This window comes from Chitinophaga varians (assembly GCF_014529945.1).
Taxonomy (GTDB): domain Bacteria; phylum Bacteroidota; class Bacteroidia; order Chitinophagales; family Chitinophagaceae; genus Chitinophaga; species Chitinophaga varians.
This window is the reverse complement of record NZ_JACVFB010000003.1, coordinates 1198407-1223529: the sequence shown is the minus strand read 5'-3', so window position 1 is coordinate 1223529 and position 25123 is coordinate 1198407. Positions and strand designations below refer to the sequence as shown.

Genomic DNA, 25123 nt, shown 5'->3' with positions numbered 1-25123 from the left:
GTATTAAAAAATAAATGATCGAGCGTAACCGGATAAATACTTTGATGGCCAGGAAGATATCCGGCGAGGCCACCATGGAGGAATTGAAAGAGCTGGAAATGCTGCTGATGCAGTTTCCGGAATTACAATATGCCTTTACCATTGTGGAAGATATCCAGGCGGTGAACCCGGTGAAGGGGTTTACGCCGGAAGAAGAAAGCCGGTTGGCCAGTGAAGGGCTGGACCGCATGAATCTGTTCCTGCAGCAGTCGCAGGACGCGCCTGTTATCAGGACAATGGCCCCGTGGAAAATAATGGCCGGTGTGGCCGCCATGGTGGCTGTGCTGCTAAGCGTGTGGGCATTATGGCCTGCATCGCCCGACAGGCAGGCATTTCGTAACGAGGTAGTCACCAAAACCGGTTCCAAAACCAGTGTGATACTGCCGGACGGCACCACGGTAGTACTCAATGCCTGTAGCCGTCTGCAATATGATGCCACCCGTTTCCTCAACGGGGAAAGGGAAGTAGGACTCACCGGAGAGGCTTATTTTGATGTAAAACATGATCCGGCACATCCGTTTATTATCCGGACCGGGCCGGTGAACATACGCGTATTAGGGACCGTATTTAACGTAAAAGCCTATACGGAAGATGCTACCGTAGAAACCACGTTGCTCAGCGGTAAGGTGGAGGTGAGTTTTCCACAGGGCAGCAACGGCCAGAAAGTGGTACAGTTGCAGCCAGACCAGAAACTGGTCATCGCCAATCATAAAGACCAACCGGTACAGGACAGTAAAAAAGCCAACTTTAGTATTACACCGGTAAAAAATATCACTGCCGGCACGGTAGCCACTCCGGATGCGGAAAAACCAACCACCGCCTGGATCAACGACCGGTTCGACTTTGATAACGTAACATTTGAACAGCTGTCGCACGATCTGGAGCGATGGTACAACGTCACATTGCGGTTTAAAAACGACCGTTACAAGCATGAAGTATTTACGGGCGCTTTCCGTAAGCAGGGCATCGAGGATGTATTGCAGGCCCTGCAACTGATGTCAGGTTTTCACTACGAAGTGAATACAAAAGAAAATGTCATTTATATATGGTAAAAACGTATCAGGGAATAAAATGCCGGGTGCGGCAGACAACTATGGCATAACTATTCAATAAAATTTTTTTTGCGGACAGCAAAAAGGGAAATGCGGCAACATTCCCCTTTTACAATGCTGGCTAAACAATCTAAACCGATTCGAGAGAATCCGGTAATGGCTAATTATTTAACCTAACGAAACAAATTTATGAAAAAAAGCTTTTGGTGGCCTTCTGATATTCCCCGGCGGAATATGAGGAAACTGTTAATGCGTATGAAACTAACCTCCGTATTGCTCTGTGCAGGGTTTTTACAGCTTAGCGCACATGGTTTTTCCCAGGAGCGGCTCACTGTTAATTATAACAATATTAACATTGGAAAGCTCCTGAATGTGATCGGGCAGAAAAGCGACTACACTTTCGTGTACAAAAATGCCAGCATCCCCGACCGGAAGATCTCTATTGCCATGAAAGATGCTCCCGTGCGGGATATTCTGGACAAGGCACTGGAAGGCACCTCTCTGGGATACAAGATCATGAAAGATAATCTGATCGTGATCCTGGAAGCCGGCGAAACAGTGCAGAACGTTCCCATCAAAGGACGTATCACCGACGAAGCCGGCAATCCGCTGATTGGTGTGACCGTACTGGTAAAAGGTACCACCACCGGTGCTAAAACCGATGCCGAAGGCCGGTTTAAGATGGAAGTCCCCGAAAATGCCATTATCGAATTCTCTTATGTAGGCTACGAGCCACAACAAATGAAAGCCAAAGAAGGCGCTGTCTTCAATATCTCCCTGAAAGCCAATTCCAGTGGCCTGAATGAAGTGGTGGTAGTAGGTTATGGCAAACAGAAAAGAGTGAACCTCAGCGGCGCGGTAGACGCCATTTCCGGCAAGGAACTGGAGAGCCGTCCCATCGCCAATATCAACAACGGTTTGCAAGGCCTGCTCCCTAACCTGAACATCACCAACGACAACGGCCGTGTGTCGTCTGCTTCAAAGTTCAATATCCGCGGTATGACCTCCATCAACGGTGGTGATCCGTTCATCCTGGTAGATAACATTCCTTTTACTAACGAGGAAGTGTCCCGCCTGAACCCTGCCGACGTTGAAAGCGTAACCGTGCTGAAAGACGCTGCCTCCGCTGCTATCTATGGCGCCCGTGCCGCTTTCGGGGTGGTGCTCATCACCACCAAATCCGGTAAAGACGGCCGCCTCCTGGTAACCGCCAATACCAACTACGCCGTACGCACCCTCGGACTGGTACCGAAAATTGTGACCGATCCGCTGACCACCATGGAATACAAACACGACGCCGCTACGCCGCTGTACGACCTGTATCCCGCTGCTGAAAGAGCTTATGCACAAAGGCTGAAAGACGATCCATCCCTGCCTAACGTTATTGTCAACCCGAACGATAAAAACAAGTGGAGCTACTACGGTACTACCGACTGGCTGCATGAAGTTTACCAGAAATCAGCCCCGGCTTATAACGCCAACGTCAGCATCTCCCGCGGTGATGAGAAACTGAACTACTATTTCTCCGCGGATTATTATTCACAGGATGGTATGCTGCGTTATAACCCCGACAAGTACAACCGTTATAACCTGCGCGCCAAAGCCACCTATACTTTTAATGATCGCCTGAAAATAGGTAGCAATACTATGTACACCAATACGACGTACGCACAGCCGTCCAGTACCATAGAGTACCTGTTTTTCCACAACTCCAACCGTACGCCTGCCCTCAGCGTTCCCCGCAACCCGGACGGTACCTGGACTTCCGACGGTGCAGCCCTGCTGGGCAACCTGCAAAGCGGTGGCCGTTCTACCGATACCTGGAGCGAGTTCATGACCACCCTCAATGCAGAAGTAGGCATTATCAAAGATATGTGGACCCTGAAAGGTGACGCCACTTTCCGCAGAGGCAACGATGTAGGCAACACCTACGTGCTGCCGGTAGCTTATCGCACCGGTCCTGACCAGCCCTTCGGCTATACCAACGGTAACAAATCCTCTGCTACCAACCAGAGCATGGACGTGAAGTATAACGTGTATAACATTTATACCGACTTCCATAAAACCTTCAACAAAAAACACTACGTAGGCGCACTGGCTGGTTTTAACCAGGAGTACCACTTCTACAACAAATTCGAGGTTAAAAAACTAGACCTGATCAGTACCCAGTACCCTACTTCACAGTTGGCTACCGGTACTATCACCCAAAAACAACAGATTGAAGATTGGGCCGTAAGAGGTATCTATTATCGCCTGAATTACATCTTCGACGATAAATACATTGTAGAAGTAAACGGCCGTAATGATGGTTCTTCCCGCTTCCGCACCGATCACCGCTGGGGCTTTTTCCCTTCCGGTTCCCTCGCGTGGGTCGTGTCTAAAGAAAACTTCTTCCGCGGTATCAAAGACCGCCTGGGTGTGGATATGTTGAAACTCCGTGGTTCCTACGGTTCCCTGGGCGACCAGCAATGGGATGCCTACGGTTATATGGAACGCATGACCACCAATAACATCAACTCCGTCCTGAACGGACAAATTCCAATGGGCGTATTCTCTCCGACGCCTGTAACGGCTACCTACAGCTGGCAGACCGTTAAGACTGTCAACGGTGGTATCGATGTTACCCTGCTGAAAGAAAAATTATCGTTCAGCTATGACCGTTATACCCGCTATACCAACGGGATGTTCGCTAAAAGCCAGGAACTGCCTGCTGTTTATGGCGCAGACGCTCCCCGGACCAACTCCGCTGACCTGAAAACAAAAGGATGGGAGATGACCCTGTTCTGGCGTGATCAGTTTAAAATTGGTAAAGATGATTTCAGCTATGGCGTAAAACTCCTCCTGGCTGACAGCCGGTCTTTCATTACCCGTTACACCAACCCCACCGGTACCCTGGTCAACTATGACCACTCCGATCCTAAGAAGAGGAACTATTATAACGGACAGCAAATCGGTGATATCTGGGGCCTTGAAACAGAAGGTTTCTTCCAGAATGCTGATGAACTGAAATCACATGCCAATCAGTCTAAAGTAGGTTCCGATGACCAGCAGTACCTGTTTTACGTAGGTGACCTGAAGTTCAAAGACCTCAATGGCGACGGCGTAATTGATTATGGTGATAATACCGTTTCCAATCCGGGCGACCGCAGGATCATCGGTAACAGCGCTCCCCGTTTGCCTTACAGCATTGACCTGACGGCTTCCTATAAAGGTTTCGACTTCCGTGCGCTGATACAGGGCATCGGTAAAAGAGACTGGTACCCTAATCCGGGCAACCACTACTTCTGGGGCGTATATGCGCAACCGTGGACAAACGTACAGGTGCATAACATGGACAGATGGACACCGGAAACACCGAATGGTTATTTCCCCCGTCTGAAATCCTATATCGCAGAAGATGCTACCGAACTGGGCGCACCACAGACAAGATACCTGCAGAATGCAGCATACACCCGTCTGAAGAACGTGACGCTGGGTTACTCCCTGCCGAAATCACTCGTCGGAAGAGCGAAGATCACCCGGTTACGCATCTACGTAGCGGCTGAAAACATCTTCACCATCTCCCACCTGAAAGCCAACATTGATCCGGAAGGTCTCGATGGATCGGTATATCCTTATCAGAAAACTTATTCGTGCGGATTGAACCTGAACTTTTAATTGAAGCAAAAAAGTGCAACATGAAAAACAAGAAACTTATTATACCATTTCTCATACTGGGTTGTGCCGCTGTTTCCTGTAATAAGGATTTCCTGCAAAGGATGCCACAGACGGAGATCACGCCGGACGCCTATTTCAAAACACCGGGCGACCTGCAGACTTATCTGAACGGCCTGTACGACGATAACCTGTCGGCCCCTTACGATGACATCAACTCCGACAACGTTTCCGGTACTACCGGCAGCGAAATGGATAAACTGGTACATGGTACGCTGGACGCCACTACAGTAGATGGTTGGAACAACTGGAACCTGCTGCGTAACGTCAATTATCTGCTGGACAACGTGAACAAAACGCAGGGTGATCCGATAGAAATTAAGCACTACACCGGTGTGGCACGTTATTTCCGCGCCCGCTTTTATGCAGACATGATCGCCCGTTATTCCGATGTGCCTTTTTATGGTCATGTGATGACCGATATCGATCCTGATTTGTACAAAGGCCGTGACCCACGGGCCAGTGTAGCAGATTCTGTGTTGGCTGATCTGCAGTTTGCCGTAGATAATATCAAAGCGGATACGAAAGACAACGGCACGTTGGTGAACAAATACGCCGCACTGGCGCTGATGTCCCGCTACTGCCTGTTTGAAGGCACTTTCCGTCGTTATCATCCTGAGCTGAAACTGGAGGGGACAGCCGATACATGGCTGAAAAAATCGGTATGGGCTTCTCAGCAGATCATGAGCAGCACCCGTTATGATATCTACAATACCGGTAAAGGCGGCGCCGATTATCGCGCTTTGTTTTGCAGTGTTTCACTGGGCGGCAACAAGGAAGTGATCCAGTGGCGTGACTATCCGCAGAGCCTTGGTAAAGGTAATAATACCCATACCGTATTGGGCTGGACATGGTCACTCAGCCAAAGCCTGGTATACAGCTATCTGATGAAAGATGGTACCGCTTTCACTGCTCAGGCGGGTTATGATAAAATGGATTTCACCACCACCTTCAAAAACCGCGATCCGCGGTTAGCGGAGACAGTGGCATATCCCGGATTCAGCACCACACAGAACAGCAGCCTGTATATCGCCAAACCTAACCTCGGCGGTTATGACCAGCTGAAGTTCTACCCCCGCGATGCCAGCCAGCGTGCAGGATGGGACGCCAATTACACCGCGTTGCCGGTATACCGCTATGCAGAAGTATTGTTGAACTTCGCCGAAGCAAAAGCAGAGTTACAGGACCTGTCGCAGGCCGACCTGGACAACTCCGTGAACCTGCTGCGCCGTCGTGTACAGATGCCTGACCTGAGCCTCGCCATCGCCAATGGTAGCCCTGATCCGGTTATGAGCAACCAGTATAACGTGAACAGCGCCAATAAAGGCGTTATCCTCGAGATCCGCCGTGAGCGCAGAGTGGAAATGGCCTGCGAAGGTCAGCGTTTGAATGACATCAACCGCTGGGCTGCCGGTACCCGCCTCAAAGAAGCGCCGGCAGGGATGTACGTCGCCGGATTAGGTGGCATCGATATGACCGGTGACGGTGTTGCAGATATCGCTATCCTGCCCAATCCTAATGACAGCGCTGCCATCGCCGGCCTGCCTGCTGATGTGAAAATACGGCTGGCCCGCTACTATCTGGCAGACAAAAACGGAGGACTGAATAACTTCTATCTGGAAAACGGCACCAGCGGCCATATCCTGTTTGCAACAGACCGCGCCGGACGTACCTTTACAGAACCTAAGTTTTATTATCGCCCGATCCCTAAACAACAGCTGGTACTGAATACCAAGTTGCAGCAGATCATGGGCTGGTAATAACTTCATTTAGTTATTTTTTCATTTGTTTATTTTTTTATTGAAAATGCAGCGGTGATTATGCTAACAAAAGATGATCTCCGCTGCATTTTCAATAAAAAAATAAACAAATGAAAAAATAGCCAAATAAAATAACATTGACGATGAAAAAGATTTTGTTTGCTTTCCTGTCTTGCTGCACCTTGCATACAGCCGTGGCACAACGTTTTCCGGGAACCGTGTTCCTCGACAGCAATGCCAACGGTAAACAGGACGCTGCCGAAGCCGGCATCCCCGGCGTACGGGTGTCTGACGGCCTCTCTGTGACCATTACCGACAAAGCCGGCCGCTTTCAACTGCCTGGACATGCCCGTGCCCGTTTTGTGTTTATCACCACACCCGCCGGTTATCAGACTACCAGTGAGTTCTATATCCGTACTGACAGCAGCCGCACCGCCTATGATTTCGGGCTGCAAGCCCGCGCTAAAGCCTCCGATAGTAAAGCCAAATTTGTAAGGCTGGCAGATACCGAAACAACACAGTTCAATAACTGGATGACGGAAGCCAAAGAATATGCCCGCAACGAAGGGGCTGACTTCATGATCCATACCGGGGACATCTGTTATGAGAAAGGCATGGCTTTTCATGCGCAGCATGTCAACAGCCGTACCATGGGCCTGCCGGTATATTACTGCATCGGTAACCACGATCTCGTAAAAGGCGCTTATGGAGAGGCTTTGTATGAATCTCTCTTCGGTCCGGTGTTTTATTCCTTTGAAGCCGGTCCGGCGCACTTCATTGTAACGCCTATGCGCTATGGCGATTACCAGCCTTCCTACACGCTGGAAGAAGTGGTGAAGTGGCTGAAGAATGACATCGCCAATACTGATCCTGCCAAACCGGTGATCGTTTTCAATCACGACCTGTTGACCTACGACACGCTGTTTGCCCTGCGGGCCGGCAATGACAGCATCAACCTCAATGAACATAACCTGAAGGCATGGATTTATGGACATTGGCATATCAATTTCGCCCGTACGCATGGCAACACCGGTATCCGATCGCTCTGCGCCGCACCTCCGCCGGATGGCGGTATCGACAACTCCGCTTCCAACTTCGATGTAGTGGATATCGATAAAAACGGTATTTCGTTGGTGCAACGCCGTTATACCTACGTGGAAAACCAACTTACGCTGTTGTCGCCAACGATCAGCAGCATTGCTGGTAGTGGGGATAAAATGGTGATCAGCGTCAATGCGTACCATACCGCATCGCCGGTGAAGACCGTGCGCTTCCGTATGTTCGATAAAAAGGGAAATCTGCTGCAAGAGCTGCCGCTACAGCGGCGGACAGACTGGAACTGGGGCGCGATGGCAACCGTACCGGCCGGCGGAAAAAATGACGTATATACGGCAACGGTAGAGGCTACGCTCGGCACCGGCCGAATGCTCTATACCCGCGATTCTTTCCGTTTGGTTAAAACCACCCTTCCGGTGGCTACAACCACGGAGTGGCCGGAAGCATTGCAAAATGCGCAACGCACGGGCGCTACCCGTCTTGCCGGCGCAGGAAGGTTATCTTTGCAATGGACCAGCAACATCGGTGGTAACATCTGGAAATCATCTCCGATATGCGCCGAAGGCAAAATATTTGTGGGCACCATCGATGATGAAGGCAATCATCATTGTCATATCAGTGCGCTGGACGCCCATACCGGCCGTGTGTTGTGGCAGTTCCCCACGGGCAACTCCATCAAACACAGCATGAGCTACAGCGGGGGAGTGGTGCTGGCTACTGACGCGGAAGGTGTTACTTATGCCGTGGAAGCGGCTACCGGCAAATTGCGCTGGAAGCATCAGGGCAACCAGCAATCGCTGCCAGGCTATAATTCCGGCGGCGTAGCGCAGGACGGCGTTTATTACACCGGTTCAGGCAACAACCTGCAGGCGCTGGATATCCGTACCGGCCAGGTGAAATGGACCAACCAGGACTGGACCGGCGGGGAAGGTACGCCAGCCTCTATGGCACTGCTCAACGGTCAGCTGATCACCGGCTCCAACTGGAGCCACCTGTACGCCCACGATGCGGCCACCGGCCGTGTACAATGGAAACGCAGCGATGAAGGCATCCGCTTCCGCAGTGGCACCCCTGCTTTCTTCAATGGCAAGCTGTATGTACATGGCATCAATAAATTGCATGTGCTGGAACCCGCTACCGGCAAAACGATCGATAGTATTCCGGTAACCGCCGAGCTGAAAACCATGACAGCGCCGCTGGTAACACCAGACTATATTATTACCTGCACTGCCGCTGGCGGCATGATGGCCTTTGATAAAAAGACCAAAACATTGGTGTGGCAGTTTACACCGGGTGAGGCGCTGTTCTATACTGCTCCCTATACTTCGCCTTCTTCCGCTACGATAGAATCCACCCCGCTGCTGGCTGGCAACCGCTTGCTGGTAGGAGCTTCCGACGGATTTGTATACGTAGTGGACCTCCATTCAGGAAAGATGCTGCACCGGATGGCAACAGGGGCGCCTGTATTTGCGGATTTGGCTGTTTATAATAACGTGTTGTATGTAGCCGATTTTTCGGGTAATGTGAACGCCTATACGTTGTAGCGCTCGCTGGTTCACGCAAAGGCGCAAAGCAGCAAAGACGCAAAGCACCAAAAACACAAAGACACAAAGCAGCAAAGACGCAAAGCGCAAAATATAAGTGGGCAAAAAAAACAAAGGAGCGGAGATCAAATGTAGATCTCCGCTCCTTTGTTTTCTTATAATTCTTAAAAAAATAATTCTTTGCGTCTTTGCTGCTTTGCGCCTTTGCGTGAACTATTCGTTGTTTCTGATATTCTCTTTCGCAGCAGCCTGGCTGTCGCGGGTGTTTTTCTGCACCGCGATGGCGCCGAAGATGCTCAGCAGAAAAGCGAAAGCATAGAATCCTTTTTCGCTGGGGAGCAGCGTGGCATTCCACAAACCGATGATCAGCAGCACAATGGCTATCAGCATAGACACCCAGCTGATGCCGTAGTACATATCGGTTACAGGAATGTTTTCCAGCCTGTCGCGCACACACTTCTGCACAGACACCGCCGCAAAAAGTGCGTACATCAGGATGGTGAAATAATAACCTTTTTCATTCAGCTGCATAGTGGCGTTCCACAGCCCGATAAGGTATCCCACAACACCGGCAAGTAAACCTACCCAGGATGTGGCGATAAAGGCCATTGATGGTTTTTGTCTCATGGATTAATTGTTGTTAATAAAAAGGATGAACACGATGGTGATAAGGATATCTCCGTTGATATATTTCACAATATAATAATACTACTTATTTCTGATACCGGAAGGTATGTTGAGGAGAAAGACAATTGGGTTACAAATAAAAATCCCGGGCATTACCCGGGATTTCTTTGTAGCGAGGAGCGGATTCGAACCACTGACCTTCGGGTTATGAGCCCGACGAGCTACCTCTGCTCTACCTCGCAATGAGGTTGCAAATGTAGGCAATAAAATCAAACTACAAAATTTAACAGAAATTTTTTTTGTTCTTAACACGCAGGAAATGTTGCTGACCTTCGCAAAACAGCTAATTGATTATCAGTGTATTCCCTTTCTGGTAAGGCATTTGCGGTTTTCCTTCGGTGTTGGCTATACGGTGACTTGCCCGTTGAAAAATATTTTATTTATTTTTCAGAAAGACAAAAAAACAACGCACCTCTCTATATATCAGAGTAATCTGTAGGATGCAAAAAAGTGATTTCAGATTTGGATACATTGTGTGCATAAACCGACATCGCCTGTAGTTTTTTCCAGCCCGGGTCTGCTGAAAATGATTTCCAGTGAGCATCACGATCTGCTTTATTGTTGAAAGTAGTCATATACATGAGGTTGGGCATACGACTGCCGGAGAGCACAGCACCATAAAATACCGCATGGAAGCCCAGCTGCCGGAAGATACCGATCTCATCACCCTCGTTGAACATCTGTACTTTGTTGACATGATATTGTTCGGAGGGACTTTCATAACTGCGCAATTCGTATATCCGTTCTGTTTTGGGAGCAGACAGTACCGGCATCGTGATTACCGGCGCATTGGGGAAAGCCTGTAGCAGAATGGATTCCAGCCGGCTGTAAGGGATATCGTTCCAGGCGGCGTCCAGATAAGGCCGGCCGGACTCCCGGAAAATTTTGTCTGCCGCCAGTTTCTTATCGAGTTGCAGTAGTTGGTCCATGTTGCGGAAAGGCACCAGTACGTAGATGCGTATGTCTGCGGTGTCTACCGCTACCGGTTTAAAAACGCCGACTGTGCTGATACCGGCACGATGCAGCGCCGGCAGGTAAGCTGTTTGTAGAAAGCTGTCTACCCGGGCTTCCTGGGCGGCCGTTTTCAGGTGGTAGATCTTTATCTGATACAATTGTCTTTCTTTGGCCATCAGCTGGCAACATCCCAGCAGCAACGCTGTCAGCAGAAACGTGGAAAACTTCATGGTGGATGGTTTATATCTGACAAAATAATCGATTTTGACCTGGATTACTAGTCTCAGCGATGAATACATTATTTTTGGAGAATTCTGTATTACTAAAAAATTGATGTTATGCCCGATCCGGTTATGTTACTGGAAGAAACCAACAGCCGCAATACCATGTACGCGGTGGTAGAGCAGGATGACAGAGTTGCTTATTTTTATCTGTATCCTTCAGAACTGATGGCCAACAAATATTCTCCGCGTCCATGCTGGTTGCGCAACCTGAAGCCTGCACCGGAGAAAAAAGATGTGCAGGCCATGGAAGAGGGGCTGGCCCCCATGCTGGAAGCCCGTTATTGTAATCACCCCGAAGGTAAGGCTCCGTTAGACCCCGCATTGATCCGCATTGTATGGATGGAGGAAGGCGATGGCGCCGCTGTGATCTACGACGATGAACTGCTGGCCGTTATCCCGGGCTGGACGCTGTACACCCAGGAGCGCAGTGTAGGCTATGCGGCCGACTGTATCGGTGGCGGCGACGATAGCCTTATGTTCCCGCTGGGGACCCCTGACACTAATCAGCTGCATAAAAAAGTGGCAGAAGCGACTGCTTTCTGGAACGACTGGTCCGATGAAACCAGCCAGACATGGAGCATCCTGCAACAGCAGTACCTCGATGCCTATGAAGCGGTACTGGGCCCGACTGTAAAATATTACGCCATAGATGGCGGTCAATGGCCTCCTATCGGCATGGCCCGTTTCGAGAAAGATGACGTGGTCTATTTTGTGACGCTGGGGGTGAGCATCCGGCCGATGCCCTGGGTGGAAATCCTGTACAACGAAAAAGCGCCCGGCTTCCGTCGCATGGAGCTGGCACTGGCCGTCAGCAAAAAAGACTTCGATGAGAAAACGATCATGAACCTTGCCAGCATGGTTTCCGGCCTGGCCGACCGTCCGTGGAAACAGGTCACCTGGCTTGGAGAAGGCCATACCATCAGCTTCAACGAGCTGCCGGCGCCTTACGAAAGCCTGGTGTTATCTGCTGCCCTGTATACCGGCCCCGCTATCGAAATGCCCGTGATCTATAACGATCCTGTTAACCTTTACTGGGCATCCCCCATCACCAAAGCGGAACGGCTGTTTGCGCACGAACAACCGAACGGCGGCTATGTGCTGCTGGAAAAAATGATCAACAACGGTATCAATCACCTTATACAACCCCGGAAGGAAGTGGTGGCCGGTTAACGGCCACTACCCGCTCCGGCGAAAATGCCGGGCGAAAATGTTTTCAATGCCGCCGCTGCGGCAGGTTTCAGTAATATATAACGGTGAGCTATATACGAATAGCCGTCGCGTCCCAGCAGATAAAGACGGAAAGGTATTCCCTGTTTGCCTAAAGCCTCATTGATCATCTTCCGCGCATCACCATTTTCAGGCTGGCGGGTAGTGGAAAAAAGAAAACGGCGGGCCCGGAGCCGCTGCAATGCTTCCTGCGTATGACTGACGAGGTTTTCCAGGTAGGACGCGCTGCTGAATACCGCCGGCGAGAAAGACAGCACATCCTGATAACCAGTCGGGTTCTGCTCCCGGACCGCAGCCTGCAACAGGGCCGTATCCTGCTGCGGGAACAGCTGATGTTTTCTGCCCAGGGCCACGAAGGAATCAATCTGCTGCTTATTCAGGCGGCTATGTGTATCAAAATACTGATAAGGGTATACGGCATAGTCATAATCACCAGGACTGCCGTTGTAACAGCCTTCTATGCGGTCGAAGAGGTAGGGCGACTGTAGCAGCTTCGCCTGGGCTTCGGTGAGCAGCGCCAGAAAGACGGTGTCGGGCTGTAATGGCTCGTAGCGGGTAAAACGGTGGGGTGATATGAAAAAGAAACGCCGCTGGTCGTGCTGGTCCTCCAGATAGTGATTGAGGAATTGCAGGTTCTCCGGGCGTATCCAGGATTCAAACTCTTTTTCGTCGATTGTTTCTTTATACAGCTGGCCGTTGAGCTGCAGGGTGGCCGACAGTATTTTAGCTGACCGGCCAAGGGACAGTTCCTCCTGATAAGGATACAGGCCGTTGGCGTTGGGCGCGGCCTTTTGTACTCGTATATCCGTTACCGTTAAGGGGAACAGCTGTTGCGATATTTTGTTGGTTACCCGCTCAAAGAACGTCCGGATAGCCGCTACCGGTATCTCTCCATAACTATTCAGCGGCACCAGGTCGTACGGCTGTATGTCGGTAGCGGTATAGAGCGGTACTGCCGATTTACAGGCAGATAGGATATCATCTGAAGATAAGAGCGTATAAGGCCGGTAACGGGCGATGATCCGTTGTTTTCCGGCTTCGTCTATAAGGCCTGTTTGTTGCAGGCTGTCGAGGCGCTGGCGTTGCTGCTGTTGCAGAAACGGATACTTATCGAGGTAGGTGAGGTATTGTTCCAGTTCCCGCACGGCATTGCTATGACTAATGGACCCATAGATATTTTTCCCGTTGCGATAATAAAGGTTGATCACCGAATCTGTTTCAGGGAGGAAACCTGCCTGGCGGAAGAGGTTGACCCAATGCAGGTAAGGAGCATAGGTGGCCACTCTTTCCTGTTGGGCTGCCGGGGTGTCTGTTTGGTCGTTGACCGCTAATTCGAGGGTGCTGTCTGTCATGTAGGGCGTCATTGCGGGACCGAACCAGCCATAGATACGGACGGTGAGGACGTCGCTGCTATCGTAGTTAGACCGGCAGTAATCGGCCGTATGGAGCAGAAAGCCGAAAAGATCATGACGGGAGGGGAACTGGCCTGCGAGGAAACGGGCTTCGGCAAACTGGTGCTCGTGTCCCGACCAGGGGTAGTTGGGAATAGCCGCAAGGGAATCCAGCGTGGCCATGGTGAGCCGTGTTTGCCCGGGGAGGATGTCCAGGAAGTCGGCTTCCGCCACAAAGATGGCCTGCGTGGGCACCTGCGTTTTATCGATCCCCTGATATAGTTGTAGCGGCTGGCCACTGGCAAATCGTATCAGCTCTTCCTGGCCGGTGGGCGTGAGCAGCTGTAGCTGCCCGAGGCGGCGGGCCATTTCAGTGACGGTGGAAAGTGGTAACTGCTGGGCGTTGGCAGTAAGGTGGCTAACGAATAACAATACTAAAAGGAGGTATCTCATGCTGACAATGGTAAAATTTCCGCCGAAGATAATGTTTAATCCGGGGGATATCACACATGGATAATTCTTTGAAAATGAGTTTCTTTAAATTTTTTTTGAAAAAGTTGTAACGAAAAGACCGGTCCCGATACTAATCAGGAAACTGTACTAAAGCTATCCATCTTGAAAAATAAGGAACAGGAATTTCTGGCACATATAGAAACTAACAAGGGGATCATCCACAAGATCTGTAAAATGTATATGGATACAGCTGATGATCAACAGGACCTGTTCCAGGAAATTGTGTACCAATTGTGGAAGTCTTATGATTCTTTTCAGGAGCAGAGCCGTTTTTCCACCTGGATGTACCGGGTGTCGCTGAATACGGCGATTGTTTTTTTTAAGAAGGAGCGGCGGCAGTTGCACACATCCGATGCCATGCCGGAGCATCTGGCAGAAGAGGAACATCGTACATCGGAGAAGGAGTTGCAGTTGTATCATTTTTACAAGGCGGTACAGCAGCTGGAGCGGCTGGAAAAAGCATTGGTATTTTATCACCTGGAAAATTATTCTCACCGGGAGATAGCAGACAACCTGGGTATTTCAGAAGGCAATGCCCGAGTGAAGCTCAACCGGGCCAAAATAAAATTAAAAGAACTGATTAAACTACAAGGATATGAATTTTGATGATATACAATCACTGTGGAATGCAGATGACGGAGGGAAGGATATGGTAGTCCCTGACAAGGTGGAAAAGATCAAGGCAGCGCATCATCCGGTAGACAAGATCCGGCGTACGATGAAGCAGGAGGGCTGGGTACAGTTGCTCTCCATTATTATCCTGGCTTTTCCGCCGATGTATTTTAAGGCTCAGGTGCTGGTGGTGGCCTATTATTGTTTATATGGCGTAATGCTGGCCCTGAGCGGATATTACTTCTACCGTTTTTATCGGTTTTACCGGCGGCTGGGTTCTACTGTATTGTCTGCTAAAGAACATCTGTACGAAGTGTATTATGATATACAGTTACATATCGAAATGTACAGGTCATTTACCTATGGGCTGCTGATGTTGGCACTGGGATTTGTGACGATGTACATCCTGATTGTTCCGGGGAGCATACGTGCGGCTATAGGCAATGATTTCAGTAGTGCCACCGTGATAAAGACCGTGGTGATTTTTGCGGGTTTTATTGCAGGGATTGTGGTATCTACAGAGATATGGGTAGGGAGATGTTATGGAAAGTATCTGAAGGAGATAAAAAAGATAAAGGATGAATTGAAAGAAGAGATATGAAACAATCGGTTGCGAGTGTGTTTCCCCGTTAATCGTTGGTTAACGGGGAATTTTTTTATATGGGTGTATTGCTTTGTGGTGGCTGGTTTTAGTTGGATGTGATCGGGTATGCTATCGAGTTGTTAAAGAAATTTTAAAATGATGATGGTGGTCATCACTATGAAAATTAAATAGCTCTAATATTGTGTCATAAACCTTGATAAAAGAATGCGCATTTCATCATTCAGGTTGCTGTTTTCTCAAAACTTTTAAACCCAAAAAAAATGAAAAAGCTATTATTGTCTGCAGCTTTTGCAATTGCTGCCTTGGCAGGTTACGCGCAATCAGGATCTGCTCCTGTTTCTCCCAACTCTTCTTCTCAAACCCCAGCCCCTCAATGCTGCGGCGTAGCAACTGATCACTCTGTAGTGCTCGTTAGCCTTGAATTATGCAATGTAATTGAAATTTGCCCTCCATTGGACATTATGTGCGCAAAATTCGACAGCAAAGAAGATTATAACTGCGGTGAAGAGCTTGAAGACTTCTTTGGTCACAAATCTGCTAATTTTACAGTTAGCTCCAACAGAAACTTTAATGTAACTATCAAATCTTCTTCCCCTAACTTCCTGTATGTAGGTAGCGGTACTGGTAATACTGTTATGCCTTGCTCCATACTGAAATACAACCTGAGCAGCAATGGTACCGGTGGTACTAACGCTACTCCTATGGCCTGGAATCCGCTGACAGTTGCTGCTGCTCCATTGATCAACAATGGTGTACACGGTGTCGACAAACCTTTCTCTGTGAAATTCAAAGCAGATCCAGGATGGGATTTCGCCGCAGGTACTTATGGCCTCGGTGTTATTTTGACTGCAACACAGTTATAATATCAAGGATTGGACGCTCAAGTAAGCCTTTTCAGCTGAAAAGGCTTACTTGCCCAAAGCTCGAAGTAGGATATGTGGATGGATGTTTTTTGTTGGATGTGGATTGGATGTTAGTTGGTTGTTCGCGAGATATTAGTTAGATGTTAGTTAGATGTTAGATGTTCGTTGGATGTTTTACGTTGGATGTTACCTCAAACAGTTGGATGTTACCTCTTTAACCTGGATGTTACCTCAATAAGTTGGATGTTTCCCGAGAGAGATTAAGTTGGATGTACCCCTTTTTACCCTGTCAGCCAGATGAAACTATCGTTACCCCCCATGTTGTGCATTTTGTGGCATCTCTGTTGCACTGTCTACGTCCCGGATGTTTCCGGGCAGGGAGTTGCCGGTTTTGTTGTAACGTTAAAGGATTCGCTGGCTACGAATAAAGATAGCCGCTTTCTGTATAATAATGTTCGAATCACCAATAAGTATCATCAGGCACAGTCCTTTCAGTTATCGGTGACGGTCCCGGAAGGCTGGCGGTTGATGGCACCGGCGAAGCCACTGTCAAAGGTGTTGGAGCCAGACCAGTCGGAAGTGGTGCCTGTGGTATTGATGCGGCAGCAAAATGCGCCGGCAGTCTGGAAGTCCGTACAGGTGCAGGTTGATGCAAAAGCGTATCGATTTTATATAAAAGCGGAACCCATCTGTGAATTTTTAGTTACCCCTCTTACAAGTGTTATCCAATTAAAAGGCCAGGAGAAAGACTTTAAAGTGATGCTCCGGGTAAGGAATACCGGCACAGTGCCCGGAGTTTACCTGGCCAATATCAGAAATCGCAATCTGGATATTAACAGTACCGAGAAATTTAGGTTAAAGCCAGGTACAGATACTGTGTACTCATTTTCCTATCATTTGAAGGACAAAGCGATGAGCATGCTGAAAACAGAGAAGTTGCAGGTCAACGTGGAAGACACCGCCGGCGTGAGTTACATGAACTTCGCCACCCTTGAGCGGGTGCAGCATGAACGGAAGGAAAAAGAGTCACCCTATATTACCTTTCCGCTCTGGTTAGAAACAGGCGTTATGATATGGGGAAAGCAGGTTAGTTACTATGGTGGTATGCACGGTGAGATCCCCATTGGTGACAACAAGCTTTCCTTTTTTTACCGCACCAAACAATATGGCCTCGGTAACAATCTCGAACAAAATGTTTTTGGATTCAATTACCAGACAAAACGCTGGGATTTCTACGCCGGACATATGAGCGACATCAAATACTTTTTCACGTATGGCAACGGCGGTAAATTCACCTGGCGCCCCAGGCCCAATACAGAATTTACGATCAGCGCCACCAAACATAGTAATGCACTCACCTGGTTTACCAATGATAACATTACGATGACCGCGAAATATCCAGTAGGGAAAGTCACCGTGCTGCAGGGAATCGCAGGAGATGTAGACCATATACAGCGACGCCAGTCTTATCTTTTCAACAATGAATTACAGTTGGTGAATACCCCCAAAGTACTTGTCGCCGTTAACGCGGGGGTGGGCATGGATTTCTTCGCTGCTAAAATACCAGGCGTCCCGGACAAACCAGGCATGGCATTGGGCTATAACTTTGCCTATCATGCAAAACGGGTCGATTTCTCCAGCCTGGTACAATACTACAGCGATTATTTCCCCGGCCTGAACAAAGGACTGATGTATCACTTCCATGACATTAGCTGGAAGTTCGGTAACAACGCCATCGGAGCTTTTTACCAGTACAATCGCTCCGGTGTGAACACGCTCCGGGATACGATCTACAACTCAGATGCCTTTAAGTTCAATGTCGCCAAATACGGCCTCAAATACAGTCATGGATTTATGAGCGGTTCCTTCTCCCTCAGTGGTGGCTTATTGAAACAAAGCCTGGTGATAGGCAGCACCATGCCGGAATACATCTTCGGTGAGGTGTATCTGAAACAACAGGCCGGTAAAAAATTCAGTTTCTTCATGAATTCTATTAACGGGTATAATGGTTCATACGGCGTCGATAAAAAAGCTGTTTTTCTCACGAATACGAACATGTCGATAGCCTATAAGTTCTTTGGCCTGAAAGGGACCTTTATGCAACAACCCGTGTTTGACCAGACTACAGAAAAGAACTTTCTGCGATACATTCAAACAATGCTGGCAGGCCCGTTTATGACGTTTACTTTGTTTAAGCGGATGAAGACGAATGTTTATTATAATTTCTCCAAATCGTTGTACGATAATTTGATATATCATCAGGTGGGAGGCAATATTGGATATAGCAATGCAAAGAATGGACTGGAGGTGAATGCCTCTGCGATGATACCGCTGGAGAGTGGTAGCCTTACACCGAACGGCCTGGGTGAAAAATACGTTAGCTTATCAATTACTAAAAAGTTTAATGTACCAATAATTTTCAGGAAAAAATACTTCACATTGAACCTTTTACCATTTTTTGATGTTAATGGTAACGGAACCAGAGATGCCGGAGAGCAGCTTATCCCTAATCTGCAGATCAATATCAACAGTATTCCCTTTATCTCAGATGAAAGAGGCTCTATCTCCTATCGAAATGTCACACCAGGTAAATACCAATTGGATTTTGGCGGCGCTAACAACGTCAAAGGCGTAATACCTGCTTCCGGCGTAACACAAACGGTTCCGGTGAACAAAGATCTGACTATTCTGATTCCTTTTAAAAGGAGCCGGGTAATTACCGGGAAGATCATGATCAGTTCCGACTCCCTGGCCAGGAGCAATTTCCCTCGCAGCAATATCAAAGTAATCGCAACAGATAGTACAGGCATGCTGTATAGCACCCTGACAGACGACATGGGTAGTTATTTTCTGAACGTACCAGCCGGCAAATATGCTGTTTCTCTCAATCCGGAGGCGTTCAGTGATAAAATAAGACCCAGGGTGATGTCCTATTCCGTGGACGTGGCTACCCGCCTGGAAGCGACCGCAGATTTTGAGATAGTTGATAAAAGCAGGGTGGTAAGATTCTTTAAGTCGAAAAAATAACGCGATAACCTCAAATGCTTAAAAAAACCATGATTATGAAAAATATGAGATCTATTTGTTGTTCAAGTATGCACCCTAAATCGTGATAGCTTTATCCTGATGATAACCCCGAAAGAAAAACACCGCTCTTTCAAGAAAATTTAACCATATCCCGTTTTAATTGCTGAACCGTTCCCCCAAAAGAAGTTAGTATGTATGTCATTGTCATGTCCTAATTAATTGCTGAAAGATGAAAAAGGTAATGTTTATTGAAGAGGAAGCGGATTGTAAACACTCATTAACCCCGGCTATGCATTCTTTTAACCCTGTTACTACTGTAGACGAGCTGCTGAAAGCGCAGATCGACGACGGCAACGTAATCAGTATTAAAAAGAAACGAATTATTTATGCAGAAGGGAAAACCGCGGCATCCATTTTTTACATCCTCAAAGGAAAAGTAAAAACCAGTAAATGGAATGAAGATGGAAAAGAGCTCATCACCGGTCTGTATCACGAAGGCGACTTTATCGGATTCAATGCGCTGCTGGACAGCGGCAGGTACCGTGAAACAGCCGAAGTAATTGAAGATGCTGAACTCATTATTATTTCCCGTACCGATCTGGAACTTCATTTCGAATACAACAGCAGCTTTCTGCGCAAATTCCTGGACATACTTGCCGCTAACATCGCGGAAAAACAGGAACAAATGCTTCGGATGGCCTACAGCCCCCTCCGTAAAAAAGTAGCGGAAGCACTGCTGATCACGTGTAAAAAATACAACCCTTCCAATCAGGGCGAGTTCAGTATGAATATCAGCCGTTGCAACCTGGCCGCTCTGGCAGGCGTAGCGAAAGAGTCCCTGATCAGAACACTCGGTGATCTGCGCGATGAAAACATCATTCAGATTAAAGACGGAAAAATCATTATAACAGATATCAGGAAACTGGAACACCTGATTTATTGCTCAGACGGAAAACCTAATATCTAACCCCTGATATCATCAAATTCTACCGTGCTATGAAACAGATGATGCTATTATTATTCCTGTTGTTCAGCGTTCTATTGATAAAGGCCCAGGATACTACCGGAAAAAAAAGTATGACCAGCGGGCTCGCTATTGACACCAGTAAAACAAAAATGGCTCCGGGATCGCCTTTTGCGATGAGGAACCCGAAGAAACCGGCAGCCGATACTACTAAAAGAGGATTGACCATAAAACCGTCTACGATAGACTTTAAGCTGAATGGCGGACAAGCGGGAACAGCCCACGTGTTTATCGTCAATCACCTGAACAAGAAGAAACAGTTCTCGCTGTATCTCATGGACTGGATCCGGGATTCACTGGGCGTGCATGTGTATACGGCGCCCGGCACCTCCGAACGCTCCTGCGCCCGCTGGGTAAAGCTGGATAGAACATTTGTGGAAATAGATACGGGACAAATCGTAGATATCCCGATCAAGATGCAGGTGCCCGATTCCGCCGCTGCTGCCGGTGAAATGAAATGGACCATGCTCTTCCTCGAAACGACGGAAGAACAGATCGTGGAGTCGCCCACCGGCCTCAAAACAAACGTGACCAATAAAGTCAGGGTAGGGGTACACCTTTATCAAACACCCCCTTCCCTTACCTATAAAGATGTGAAGATACTCTCCTTCGACCACGCCGATACCAGTGCCCGGATATGTCACATCACGTGCCAGAATACCGGGACGGTGCAACTGGAATGCACCAGCTATCTGGAACTATCCAATATCGCCACCGGCGATAAAACGAAGATCGATGTACCCATGTTCCCGCTGTTCCCGGAACAGAGACGTGTGGTGGAATTTGTGATACCAGACAAAGTACCCAAAGGAAAATACTCACTCATAGGAGTGATCGACGCAGGAACAGACGTACCTATGGAAGCTGCACAGGAAATGATAGATATCTGAACTGTATCCACTTAGAATCTGATCCGGCACTATTCTTAGTGCCGGAAAATTTTTTTTAATTTTTTTTGAGAAAACTGTAACGAAAGTTTATCTGCTGCAACTAATACGGTAAATAAACTTTAAACAATGAAACAGTTGCTCAAAAAATTCTCCATCGCCATTGCCACTATAGGTGCCCTTACTTCCGTTGCTACCGCTGCCAACCCGCCACAGCCCACTGAAAAGGCTGTCCTGTGGAAGATATCCGGTAATGGACTGGATAAACCTTCGTACCTGTTTGGTACCTTTCATATGCTCTGCAAAGATGATTTCATCATCAGCGAAAATGCAATGAAAGCATTAGCCGCCACCGGCCAACTGGTAATAGAAGCAAACATCTTTGATCCGGCAGAATTGCAGGTAGCGCAGCAAGCAGTCATGTCAGATATTCCGCAAAATCAACGGCTGTCGAAAGAAAAATACGCGTTGGTAGATTCTATACTGCGTGCCAAAATAGGCGTGCCTTTCCAACGGTTTGACAGCATCCGCCTGAGCGCACTGGTAGGTGTATTGGCGCAACTCGGCTTTACCTGCCCGCAGCCCGTTAGCCAGGAAGCAACGCTTTATCAGTATGCCCGGCAAAAACAAATGAAGTTCACCACCCTGGAAACCATGAAAGAACAGGTGGATTATATGAACAAAGGATTCTCTGATGCCTACTTTTTTAAATTCCTGCAAACGGTCGATTCCCTGAAAATATCCACCATGCGGATGGTCAACGCTTACAAAGCGCAGGATATCGATGCCATTCAACAGGAAATGAATGATGCGGATATGAACTACTGGCTCCTGACACGCCGCAACACCAACTGGGCCGGCAGAATGCCCGCTATGATGAAAGCCGGCAGTTGCTTCTTTGCTGTAGGCTCAGGCCACCTCGCCGGTGAAAAGGGCATCATTCAACTCCTGAAAGCAAAAGGCTATACTGTTACACCCGTTTTGAATTGATTTGGTCACACTAAAAATTACATATATGCGTCTCCCGTTATCTGCTCCCGCTACGCTTCAACCTATCAACAAGATCCGGAAAAATATGAAAGAGGAAGGTGTCCTCCAGATCATTGGCCTGATCTTCCTGGCAGCGCTGCCGCGTTACTTTGTACTCAGCCCGCGGGCAATGGTCGGTTACTATAGCCTCTACGCCATACTGGTATCAGTGGCAGGATATTATCTCTATCAGTTCTATCAGTTTTACCGGCGTTTGGCTACAACCAACCTGTCTGCAAAAGAACACTTGTATGGCACCTATTACGAAATCAGGATACACCTGGAGATGTACCGCTCCTTTACCTATATTATCCTGGTGCTGATGCTGGGATTCGCCACGCTGTATGGTTTGATAGACACACCGCATATATTGAAAAGCATTCAGGACAAGTTGCACGTAAATGGAATCATGGTACTGGCGGTTGCTTTGGTGGGGATGGTAACGCTGATCGGCATCGGCACCGAATATACGCTGGAATCCTACTACGGCAAGTATTTGAAACAAATCCGACAACAGATCGCTGAGCTGACTGTTACTGAATAATGACTGAAAAATGCCGGGAAAATGTTCCCGGCATTTTTATAAGCGGTTATTAAAATCCACGTCCCTTGTTTATTTTGTGCGCTTTGACCGTACTGTATGCATAAATTTATCTTGTTGATGCTGGCCAGTTTACCCGCCTACGTAACTGCCCAAAAGAAAGATTCGACCATTAAAGAACTGAAGGAAATCTCCATTGTATCTAAAAAGAAACCGGTGGAATTTAAAGATGGCAAAGTAGTATATAATGTCAGTAACAGTGTAAATGCTATGGGCAGTAATGCGCTGGAACTGTTGAAACGCTCTCCCGGCGTGATGGTAGACCCTACCAACAATATTTCGCTAAACGGGAAATCCGGTGTCACGGTTTACATCGATGGTAAGCCCAGCTATATGCAGGGCGATGCCCTGGCAGCACTCCTGAAGTCATTGCAGTCTGCCAATATCCATAGTATAGAGCTGCTGCCCAATCCATCGAGTAAATACGATGCGGCCGGCAGCGGTGGCATTATCAATATCCGACTGAAAAAGAATACCGCCTCCGGGCTCAACGGGGACATCGCCGCAGGTATGCATTTCGGACAAACACCCAAAACAGAAGGAGCATTGAACCTGAACTACCGCACCGGTAAATTCAATCTGTATGGTAACTACAACCACTACTTCGGATATCATAACATGGAATATGATTTCTACCGCATTCAGGAGGGAGAAATTATCGATAACCGTACCCGCGATGTGGATATGCGTAATCCTGTTAACTTCAAACTGGGAGCCGATTATAATATCAACAGCCGGCATACCGTTGGCTTGATGATGAATGCCAACCTGTACTTTGGGCCAGGCATGACCAATACCACCACTTATCTCTCGGACGCCGCTACCGGTCAGTTGACTTCCATGCTGAAAGCTACGAATGACTACTATTCGCAGCAACAAAACTGGAAGAACTACAACGTCAACTATCAATACAAGGATACGGCCGGCCGGTTGTTTACCACAGACCTGGACTATGGTTACTATCGCGCACGTATCAAAAATATCCTGTACAATCACTTTCTGAAAGCAGACAGCGTTACCGAAACGGACCAGTATACGCTGCGTACTTTCAATAGCAGCGATATCAATATCTATGGTCTCAAAGCGGATTATGAACAGCCGATACCACGCGGCAAAATGTACGCCGGTATCAAAGGCAATGCCGTGATGAGTGACAACTGGGTGCAGATCTTCGATGTGAAAGACAAAGTGGATTACCAGAACGAACAGAAAAGCAATACTTTCCGGTACGACGAAAAAGTGTATGCGGCATATACCATGGCCGACCAGCAATGGGGAAAGTGGAAATTGCAGGCTGGCCTCCGCCTGGAACAAACAGTAGCAGATGGTGTATTGCACGCCAAAAGCCAAGCCACCGCTAAAGATACCACGCAGCAGGTGAACAACCGGTATCTGGACTTTTTTCCGTCTATGCAGCTATCGTTCCGTCCGTCGGAGCTACATCACTTTTCATTGTTGTACAACCGGAAGATAGACCGGCCTACCTATACAGACCTGAACCCGTTTTCCTATCAGCTGGATGAGCTGTCTTCCTGGCAGGGAAATGCATTTCTGCGGCCACAGTATTCCAATAGCGTGACCGTAGGATATAATGCTACGGGTATCTTGTCAGCCTCGTTAACGTATACCCATCGCCGTGATATGTTTGTGCCGGTGTCGGATAGCATCAGCGGCAACAAAATGGTGATGACACCGAAGAACGTGGGATCGCAGCATTTGCTGGCACTGAATCTGTCATCGAACGTTTCGCCGCTGCCATGGTGGAATATCTCCGCCAATGTGAACGCGTTTTATAAGCAGAACCTCATCACCTTCGATGAACGCAGGGAGGCCAGGTTAAGCATCAATACCGTGCAGCTCAATGTGCAACAGGTATTTGACCTTGATAAGAAAACACAGGCAGAGATAAGCGGCAATTATCAATCGCCCGATATCTATGGCGGTTTCCAGCGAAGCAAACATAACTGGCAGCTCAATATCGGCTTACAGCGCAAGGTGCTGAAAGACCAGGGCACTGTGCGCATCGGTATCAACGACCTCTTTCAAACAGCGCGCTGGTATGGTGTCCGGGATTTCGACGGCCTGTATTACCGGAACAAAGGTTATGAAGATTCCCGCCAGTTGAGGCTGGGCTTCAGCTATCGGTTTGGTAATGTAAAACTGGCCAAAGTAAGGGAGCGGAGCTCAGGGCTGGAAAATGAATCCAGAAGGGTTAAATAATGCGGAGATGTCTTAATTTAGCGGTCTAAATAAAA

17 protein-coding genes and 1 tRNA gene are annotated in these 25123 nt (G+C 48.2%); 14 read left to right on the top strand and 4 right to left on the bottom strand.

Going from position 1 to position 25123, the window contains the following annotated elements; all coding sequences use genetic code 11:
• Positions 1-44 precede the first annotated feature (44 nt).
• From ICL55_RS19480 to ICL55_RS19465, 4 genes are all read left to right on the top strand, one after another.
• Positions 45-1091 carry a FecR family protein gene (locus tag ICL55_RS19480; RefSeq protein WP_188100261.1) on the top strand — a complete coding sequence of 349 codons (1047 nt, stop codon included), beginning with the start codon at positions 45-47 and terminating at the stop codon, positions 1089-1091.
• 255 nt (positions 1092-1346) lie between these two features.
• The gene (locus tag ICL55_RS19475) at positions 1347-4748 is read left to right on the top strand and encodes a SusC/RagA family TonB-linked outer membrane protein (RefSeq protein WP_223151508.1); all 3402 of its coding nucleotides are present in this window, start codon (positions 1347-1349) and stop codon (positions 4746-4748) included.
• A gap of 20 nt (positions 4749-4768) precedes the next feature.
• Positions 4769-6565: a RagB/SusD family nutrient uptake outer membrane protein gene (locus tag ICL55_RS19470; RefSeq protein WP_188100259.1), complete on the top strand. Its 1797-nt coding sequence runs from the start codon at positions 4769-4771 to the stop codon at positions 6563-6565.
• 143 nt (positions 6566-6708) lie between these two features.
• A complete protein-coding gene (locus ICL55_RS19465; RefSeq protein WP_188100256.1) occupies positions 6709-9165 on the top strand; it encodes an outer membrane protein assembly factor BamB family protein in 2457 nt (818 codons plus the stop codon).
• 213 nt (positions 9166-9378) lie between these two features.
• Here the strand turns inward: ICL55_RS19465 and yiaA are convergent, their stop codons facing one another.
• From yiaA to ICL55_RS19450, 3 genes are all read right to left on the bottom strand, one after another.
• Positions 9379-9792: an inner membrane protein YiaA gene (gene yiaA / locus ICL55_RS19460; RefSeq protein ID WP_188100254.1), complete on the bottom strand. Its 414-nt coding sequence runs from the start codon at positions 9790-9792 to the stop codon at positions 9379-9381.
• Positions 9793-9962: 170 nt separating this feature from the next.
• Positions 9963-10034: transfer RNA gene (locus ICL55_RS19455), tRNA-Met, on the bottom strand.
• Positions 10035-10268: 234 nt separating this feature from the next.
• The gene (locus tag ICL55_RS19450) at positions 10269-11036 is read right to left on the bottom strand and encodes an NIPSNAP family protein (RefSeq protein WP_188100251.1); all 768 of its coding nucleotides are present in this window, start codon (positions 11034-11036) and stop codon (positions 10269-10271) included.
• Between the two features lie 108 nt (positions 11037-11144).
• On the opposite strand from ICL55_RS19450, the gene ICL55_RS19445 reads away from it, so the two are divergent.
• Positions 11145-12260: a suppressor of fused domain protein gene (locus tag ICL55_RS19445; protein WP_188100248.1), complete on the top strand. Its 1116-nt coding sequence runs from the start codon at positions 11145-11147 to the stop codon at positions 12258-12260.
• Here ICL55_RS19445 and ICL55_RS19440 read toward each other — a convergent pair.
• Entirely contained in the window at positions 12257-14161 is a 1905-nt protein-coding gene (locus ICL55_RS19440; protein WP_188100246.1) for a hypothetical protein, read from the bottom strand. The two genes, ICL55_RS19445 and ICL55_RS19440, sit on opposite strands and share 4 nt — an antisense overlap.
• 162 nt (positions 14162-14323) lie before the next feature.
• On the opposite strand from ICL55_RS19440, the gene ICL55_RS19435 reads away from it, so the two are divergent.
• From ICL55_RS19435 to ICL55_RS19395, 9 genes are all read left to right on the top strand, one after another.
• Positions 14324-14827: an RNA polymerase sigma factor gene (locus ICL55_RS19435; protein WP_188100244.1), complete on the top strand. Its 504-nt coding sequence runs from the start codon at positions 14324-14326 to the stop codon at positions 14825-14827.
• On the top strand, positions 14817-15434 hold the full coding sequence (locus ICL55_RS19430) for a hypothetical protein (protein WP_188100242.1): 618 nt from the start codon (positions 14817-14819) through the stop codon (positions 15432-15434). Before ICL55_RS19435 ends, ICL55_RS19430 begins: the two co-directional genes overlap by 11 nt.
• 263 nt (positions 15435-15697) lie before the next feature.
• Entirely contained in the window at positions 15698-16300 is a 603-nt protein-coding gene (locus tag ICL55_RS19425) for a hypothetical protein (protein WP_188100239.1), read from the top strand.
• 297 nt (positions 16301-16597) lie between these two features.
• On the top strand, positions 16598-19327 hold the full coding sequence (locus ICL55_RS19420) for a hypothetical protein (RefSeq protein WP_223151507.1): 2730 nt from the start codon (positions 16598-16600) through the stop codon (positions 19325-19327).
• 229 nt (positions 19328-19556) lie between these two features.
• Positions 19557-20294, top strand: a complete 738-nt coding sequence (locus ICL55_RS19415) for a Crp/Fnr family transcriptional regulator (protein WP_188100235.1) — start codon at positions 19557-19559, stop codon at positions 20292-20294.
• A 29-nt stretch (positions 20295-20323) separates the two neighbouring features.
• Positions 20324-21241: a hypothetical protein gene (locus ICL55_RS19410; protein WP_188100233.1), complete on the top strand. Its 918-nt coding sequence runs from the start codon at positions 20324-20326 to the stop codon at positions 21239-21241.
• Positions 21242-21367: 126 nt separating this feature from the next.
• A complete protein-coding gene (locus ICL55_RS19405; protein WP_188100231.1) occupies positions 21368-22228 on the top strand; it encodes a TraB/GumN family protein in 861 nt (286 codons plus the stop codon).
• Between the two features lie 25 nt (positions 22229-22253).
• Positions 22254-22811: a hypothetical protein gene (locus ICL55_RS19400; RefSeq protein WP_188100229.1), complete on the top strand. Its 558-nt coding sequence runs from the start codon at positions 22254-22256 to the stop codon at positions 22809-22811.
• Positions 22812-22907: 96 nt separating this feature from the next.
• Entirely contained in the window at positions 22908-25088 is a 2181-nt protein-coding gene (locus tag ICL55_RS19395; protein WP_188100227.1) for an outer membrane beta-barrel family protein, read from the top strand.
• The last annotated feature ends 35 nt before the right edge of the window (positions 25089-25123 follow it).

Excerpts from the sequence above, each read along its gene's own strand:
- ICL55_RS19430 (WP_188100242.1), top strand. The coding sequence starts at position 14,817 with ATGAATTTTGATGATATACAATCACTGTGGAATGCAGATGACGGAGGG.
- ICL55_RS19420 (WP_223151507.1), top strand. The coding sequence starts at position 16,598 with ATGAAACTATCGTTACCCCCCATGTTGTGCATTTTGTGGCATCTCTGT.
- ICL55_RS19395 (WP_188100227.1), top strand. The coding sequence starts at position 22,908 with ATGCATAAATTTATCTTGTTGATGCTGGCCAGTTTACCCGCCTACGTA.
- ICL55_RS19425 (WP_188100239.1), top strand. The coding sequence starts at position 15,698 with ATGAAAAAGCTATTATTGTCTGCAGCTTTTGCAATTGCTGCCTTGGCA.
- ICL55_RS19475 (WP_223151508.1), top strand. The coding sequence starts at position 1,347 with ATGAAACTAACCTCCGTATTGCTCTGTGCAGGGTTTTTACAGCTTAGC.
- ICL55_RS19415 (WP_188100235.1), top strand. The coding sequence starts at position 19,557 with ATGAAAAAGGTAATGTTTATTGAAGAGGAAGCGGATTGTAAACACTCA.
- ICL55_RS19405 (WP_188100231.1), top strand. The coding sequence starts at position 21,368 with ATGAAACAGTTGCTCAAAAAATTCTCCATCGCCATTGCCACTATAGGT.
- yiaA (WP_188100254.1), bottom strand. The coding sequence starts at position 9,792 with ATGAGACAAAAACCATCAATGGCCTTTATCGCCACATCCTGGGTAGGT.
- ICL55_RS19470 (WP_188100259.1), top strand. The coding sequence starts at position 4,769 with ATGAAAAACAAGAAACTTATTATACCATTTCTCATACTGGGTTGTGCC.
- ICL55_RS19480 (WP_188100261.1), top strand. The coding sequence starts at position 45 with ATGGCCAGGAAGATATCCGGCGAGGCCACCATGGAGGAATTGAAAGAG.
- ICL55_RS19450 (WP_188100251.1), bottom strand. The coding sequence starts at position 11,036 with ATGAAGTTTTCCACGTTTCTGCTGACAGCGTTGCTGCTGGGATGTTGC.
- ICL55_RS19400 (WP_188100229.1), top strand. The coding sequence starts at position 22,254 with ATGCGTCTCCCGTTATCTGCTCCCGCTACGCTTCAACCTATCAACAAG.
- ICL55_RS19465 (WP_188100256.1), top strand. The coding sequence starts at position 6,709 with ATGAAAAAGATTTTGTTTGCTTTCCTGTCTTGCTGCACCTTGCATACA.
- ICL55_RS19410 (WP_188100233.1), top strand. The coding sequence starts at position 20,324 with ATGAAACAGATGATGCTATTATTATTCCTGTTGTTCAGCGTTCTATTG.
- ICL55_RS19445 (WP_188100248.1), top strand. The coding sequence starts at position 11,145 with ATGCCCGATCCGGTTATGTTACTGGAAGAAACCAACAGCCGCAATACC.
- ICL55_RS19440 (WP_188100246.1), bottom strand. The coding sequence starts at position 14,161 with ATGAGATACCTCCTTTTAGTATTGTTATTCGTTAGCCACCTTACTGCC.